Origin of the sequence: Streptomyces flavofungini (genome assembly GCF_041028215.1) — a bacterium.
Classification (GTDB): domain Bacteria; phylum Actinomycetota; class Actinomycetes; order Streptomycetales; family Streptomycetaceae; genus Streptomyces; species Streptomyces flavofungini_B.
This window is the reverse complement of sequence record NZ_JASKYR010000575.1, coordinates 1-4,991: the sequence shown is the minus strand read 5'-3', so window position 1 is coordinate 4,991 and position 4,991 is coordinate 1. Positions and strand designations below refer to the sequence as shown.

The following is a 4,991-nucleotide window of genomic DNA, read 5'->3' as shown; positions in this document are numbered from 1 at the left end:
GTCCGCGAGGCCGTCCAGGTGCAGGCCGCGGGTGAGGGCGGCGGGGGCCGCCGCGGTGGCCGTCGCGGCGAGGAGCGGGCCCGCGCCGAGTGCCGTCAGGACGCCGCCCGCGCCCGCCGCGCAGAGGCCGACCACGAGACCGGCCAGGGGAGCGCACTGCATGCCGCCGCGCGCGGCACCGCGATCCAGCGGGTGACCTGCACGGGGAGCGCGGTGAGGGTGCCGAAGGCGAAACGTATGCCGTCGGCGGGGGAGGTTCTGGACACCGGCGAAGGCTACCCCGGAGGGATGCCCGGGCCTGCGGGGCGCCCGCGGGGGACGGAGGATGGCCGCATGGACGACTGGTGGTACCGGAACGTCGTCGAGCCGGGGAAGCTGCCGCTGCTGCTCGCGCTGGTCTCCTTCGTGGGCTCGTTCCTGGTGACCCGCACCATCACGCGGCTGATCCGGGCGGGCAAGGGCCCCTTCCGGAACATCCGTACGGGTGACGTGCACGTCCACCACGTGGTCCCCGGCATCTTCCTGATGCTGGTCGGCGGGTTCTGGGCGGTGGCGGCCGGGCGGCACGGTGCCGGACCGCTGTACGCGGCCGTGATCTTCGGCATCGGCGCCGGGCTCGTGCTCGACGAGTTCGCGCTGATCCTGCACCTCGACGACGTCTACTGGAGCGAGCAGGGCCGCAAGAGCGTGGAGGCCGTCATGCTCACGGCCGCCCTCGTCGTCCTCGTCCTCACCGGCTTCACGCCGCTCGGCGTCAACGAACTGACGCCCGCCGAACGGCAGAACCGCGCCGCGTTCGCCCTGAACGTCGGCATCAACTGCGCCTTCGCGCTGATCGCCCTCTTCAAGGGCAAGCTGCGGACCGCCCTGATGGGCATGGTCGTGCCGTTCGTCGCGCTGGTCGGCGCCGTCCGCCTGGCCCGGCCCGGGTCGGCGTGGGCGCGGCGGTTCTACGGCCGCAGGCCGCGGGCACGCGCGCGTGCGGGACTCCGGGCCTTCCGGCACGACCGGCGCTGGGCGGTGCCGCGCCGCAGGCTTCAGGACTTCATCGGCGGATTCTCGCCGCAGGCGCGGCCGTCGCCGGACCCGGAGCGCCCGCCGCCCCGGCGGCGGTGACGCGGCGAGGAGAGCGCGCAGAGCACGAGCACGGCGGCGATCGCGGCCAGGTGCTCCTTGCCCGCGAGGTTGTCCTTGACGAGCAGCTCGGCGACCATCAGGGCGGTCACCAGGGCCGCCGTCACGTAGGCCCGGTAGCGCCAGCACACGTACACCGCGAGGCCGACGACGGCGGCCGACGGGCCGGTGTCCACCACCTGGGCGTCGGAACCGGGAAGCCCGATCGGGTGATCCGGGCCCAGGGCGATGCCCACGCGCGCGTAGAGCGTGCCCGCGAGGGTGGCGACGTAGCCGACGACGAGCGTGCGCCACCGGCCCAGGCAGATCTCGCAGATCCCGAAGACGAGCAGGATCTGCGCGAGCGCCCCCCACACGGGCAGGTCGAGCGCGGGCACGAAGAGGGAGAGCGGGGTGCGGAGCAGGGCGAGCCAGAGCGGGTCGTCGGCGCGCACCGAGCCGGTGTTCTGTACGAACTGGTAGCCCCAGGCCTGGTTCTGCGTGTACTGGAGGAGCGCGGTGAGGCAGACCGCGCCCAGCGTCATCGGCACGGCCCGCAGCCGCCGGGCGACGAGGGCGTCGCGCACGGTGGCGTACAGCTCGCCCCACTCGGCGCGGGCGCGGCGGGCCAGGGTGCTCATCGTCTCGACTCCAGATGTTTGCGGTGCAGCCACTTCGGCAGGCCCGGCGCCTCCAGGAACCCTTCCGCGCGGGCGGCGGCGATGCCGATGCGCGGCAGGTCGCCGCTCTTCTCGAAGAGGAGGAAGCGGGGTTCCCAGATGGGCCGGTACTTGGCGTTGGCGCGGTACAGGGACTCGATCTGCCACCACCGCGAGAAGAAGCTGAGCAGCGACCGCCACAGGCGCAGGACCGGGCCCGCACCGAGCCGGGAGCCACGTTCGAAGACCGACCTGAACATCGCGAAGTTGAGTGAGACCTGCGTGATCCCGATCTCCGGGGCGCGCTGGAGGAGTTCGATGACCATGAACTCCATCAGACCGTTCTCGGCGTCCCTGTCACGCCGCATCAGATCCAGGGAGAGCCCGTGCGGGCCCCAGGGCACGAAGGACAGCACCGCGCGCAACTCGCCCTCGCCTTCCCCCGCGCGGCTGTCCCTGCATTCGAGCATCACGCACCGCCCGTCCGCCGGATCGCCGAGCCGCCCGAGCGCCATGGAGAATCCGCGCTCGGTGGCGCCGTCGCGCCAGTCGTCGGCGCGCTTCAGGAGGTACGCCATCTCGTCGGCCGGGATCTCCTCGTGCCGCCGGACGCGCACCCGGTAGCCCGCGCGCCGCACGCGGTTGTAGGCCTGCCGGACGGTGCGCATGGCCCGCCCCTCCAGGGTGAACTCGGCGGTGTCGACGATCGCCTCGTCCCCCAGTTCGAGGGCGTCGAGGCCGTGCCGCGCGTAGACGGTGCCCGCCTCCTCGCTCGCGCCCATCACGGCGGGCAGCCAGCCGTGCTCGCGGGCCTCGGCGAGCCAGGGATCGATCGCGCCCGGCCAGGCCTCCGGGTCGCCGATGGGGTCGCCGGAGGCCAGCGAGACACCGCTGACGACGCGGTAGGCGACGGCCGCCTTGCCGGTCGGCGACCAGACGACGCTCTTCTCGCGGCGCAGCGCGAAGTAGCCGAGGGAGTCGCGCTCGCCGTGCCGGGCGAGCAGGGCGCGCAGCCGCTCCTCGTCCTCCTCGGTGAGCGGGTCGACCGCCCTGCGGGAGCGGAACGCCGCGTACAGGACGGCGCAGAGCAGCAGCGCGCTCAGGATGTTGACGCAGACGTTGACCCAGCCGGGCGTGAGGATGCCCTCGAAGCGCTCGTCGTCGGCGGCGAGCGAGACCAGGCGCATGGTGCCGTAGCGCCAGCGGTCGAGGAAGGACGAGCGGTAGTCGTCGTGCGCGCGGTTGGTGGCGGTGACGAGCAGCGTCGCGAGCAGCGAGGCCACCAGGAGCCCGCCGACCGCGACGACCGAGGCCAGCTTGGGGTTGGCGCGGTCGCCCTTGGCGTAGAACTCGCGCCGCCCGACGAGCAGGGCGGCCACGAAGGCGGCGGTCAGGACGAGCGAGATCCAGTTCTGCGCGTAGGCGCGGATCTCCGGGAAGAGCATCGCGAAGGCGAAGAGCAGCAGGAAGAGGCCGCTGAGGACGAGGTTGAGAATCCACGCGGCGCGCTTGCGGCGCCGCATGGTGATCGCCAGGAAGAGCGTGAACGCCCCGGAGGCGAAGCCCGCGGTCAGCAGGTACGGGGTGAAGTAGTTCTCCGTGTTGTGCTGCCGGAGGTCCTGCCCCAGGGAGACCCACACCGCGCTCAGGAAGTTGATGAACGTGACGGCGCGGAGGTACCAGACGGTGAAACCGGCGGCGCGGCGCTGTGTGAGGGTGCGGGGTCGCTGTCGCGCGGTGACTGTCTGCTCATCTCCCATGAAAAGGGATCATATGGGTCCGTGGCAGGCTGCCTTGTACCTGTTCACGCCCTTTGTGCCGCGCCTGTGCCGTTCGCTCGGCGCTCGGCTCTCGGCTCTCAGCTCCCGGTTATCGGCTTGTCTACTGGGCGGGCGGCGCGTCCGGGCCGGGTGCGGCGGTTGCCGGGCCGGGTCCCGTGCCGACCGGCTCCTCGCCGCTCTGCGTCGGCTCCTGGCCGTTCTCCGTCGGCTCCTGCCCGCTCTCCGTCGGCTTCCGCTCGGGCAGCTCCGCCGACAGGGCCGCCGCGGCCCGCACCAGGGGCAGCGCGAGCAGCCCGCCGACGCCCTCGCCGACCTTGACGCCATGGGTGAGCAGCGGTTCGAGTGCCATCCGGTCCAGCGCCTTGGCCTGGGCGGGCTCCCCGCTGTCGTGCCCCGCGAGCCACCAGTCCGGTGAGCGGAACGCGACCCGCTGGGCGACCAGCGCCGCCGCCGAGGCCACGACGCCGTCGAGGATCACCGGAGTGCGCCGCACCGCGCACTGGAGCAGGAACCCGGTCATCGCGGCCAGGTCGGCGCCGCCCACGGCGGCGAGCAGTTCGAGCTGGTCGCCGAGGACCGGGCGCGCCCGCCGCAGGGCGTCGCGCACGGCCGCGCACTTGCGCATCCACGCCAGGTCGTCGATGGCCTCGCCGCCCCGTCCGGTCACCACCGAGGCGTCGGTGCCGCAGAGCGCGGCGATCAGGGTGGCCGCGGGGGTCGTGCCGCCCACGCTGATGTCGCCGAGGACCACCAGGTCGGTGCCGGAGTCGGCCTCCTCGTCGGCCACGGCCATGCCCGCGCGTACGGCCTGCTCGGCCTCATCGGCGGTCAGCGCGTCCTCGGTGTCGATACGTCCCGAGCCGCGCCGCACCCGGTGCCCCGCGACCTCGGCGGGCAGTTCGGCGGGGTCGCAGTCCAGTGCCATGTCGACGACGCGGACCGGCACGTCCAGGCGGCGCGCGAGCACGGCCGAGGGGCTCTCACCGGCGAGCACGGACCGCACCAGGGTGGCGGCGCTCCCCGCGGGCCGCGCCGAGACGCCGAGCCCGGCGACCCCGTGGTCACCGGCGAAGAGGACCACGCGGGGGCGCTCGACCGGCCTGACCGGCACCGCGGACTGGGCCGCCGAGAGCCACTCGCCCAGTTCGTCGAGGCGGCCGAGGGCGCCGGGCGGCAGGGCCTGCCGCGCCCTGCGCTCCTCGGCGTCGCGGCGCACCCCGCCGTCGGGGCGCTCGATCAGGTCGGTGAAGTCGTCGAGATTCAGCGAGCTCATTCGCCGAACAGTACCGGCAGGGGCGGGGCCGGTGCGTGTACGGGCCCTGTAGCGGCGGTGGGCCCCGCGGTGGCCTTGGCACCCCGCCTGAAGGGTGGTCACGCCGAGGCGCCGGACGCCACGGGCGCGTGACGTCGTTGCCCGGCCGCCCTCGATCCCTTACGT

4 protein-coding genes and 1 pseudogene are annotated in these 4,991 nt (G+C 73.7%); 1 reads left to right on the top strand and 4 read right to left on the bottom strand.

What is annotated here, in order from left to right; genetic code table 11:
• Positions 1-266 (bottom strand): annotated as a pseudogene (locus tag AB8Z36_RS30005) (adenosylcobinamide-GDP ribazoletransferase); the annotation flags it as partial.
• Positions 267-333: 67 nt separating this feature from the next.
• Here AB8Z36_RS30005 and AB8Z36_RS30000 point away from each other — a divergent pair.
• Positions 334-1,116, top strand: a complete 783-nt coding sequence (locus AB8Z36_RS30000) for a hypothetical protein (RefSeq protein WP_369216530.1) — start codon at positions 334-336, stop codon at positions 1,114-1,116.
• Here AB8Z36_RS30000 and AB8Z36_RS29995 read toward each other — a convergent pair.
• From AB8Z36_RS29995 to cobT, 3 genes are all read right to left on the bottom strand, one after another.
• Entirely contained in the window at positions 1,038-1,754 is a 717-nt protein-coding gene (locus AB8Z36_RS29995) for a hypothetical protein (protein WP_369216529.1), read from the bottom strand. The two genes, AB8Z36_RS30000 and AB8Z36_RS29995, sit on opposite strands and share 79 nt — an antisense overlap.
• Entirely contained in the window at positions 1,751-3,532 is a 1,782-nt protein-coding gene (locus AB8Z36_RS29990; RefSeq protein ID WP_369216528.1) for a phosphatidylglycerol lysyltransferase domain-containing protein, read from the bottom strand. Before AB8Z36_RS29990 ends, AB8Z36_RS29995 begins: the two co-directional genes overlap by 4 nt.
• Before the next feature lie 121 nt (positions 3,533-3,653).
• Positions 3,654-4,826: a nicotinate-nucleotide--dimethylbenzimidazole phosphoribosyltransferase gene (gene cobT / locus AB8Z36_RS29985; RefSeq protein WP_369216527.1), complete on the bottom strand. Its 1,173-nt coding sequence runs from the start codon at positions 4,824-4,826 to the stop codon at positions 3,654-3,656.
• Between the last annotated feature and the right edge of the window lie 165 nt (positions 4,827-4,991).

Excerpts from the sequence above, each read along its gene's own strand:
- AB8Z36_RS30000 (WP_369216530.1), top strand. The coding sequence starts at position 334 with ATGGACGACTGGTGGTACCGGAACGTCGTCGAGCCGGGGAAGCTGCCG.
- AB8Z36_RS29995 (WP_369216529.1), bottom strand. The coding sequence starts at position 1,754 with ATGAGCACCCTGGCCCGCCGCGCCCGCGCCGAGTGGGGCGAGCTGTAC.
- AB8Z36_RS29990 (WP_369216528.1), bottom strand. The coding sequence starts at position 3,532 with ATGGGAGATGAGCAGACAGTCACCGCGCGACAGCGACCCCGCACCCTC.
- cobT (WP_369216527.1), bottom strand. The coding sequence starts at position 4,826 with ATGAGCTCGCTGAATCTCGACGACTTCACCGACCTGATCGAGCGCCCC.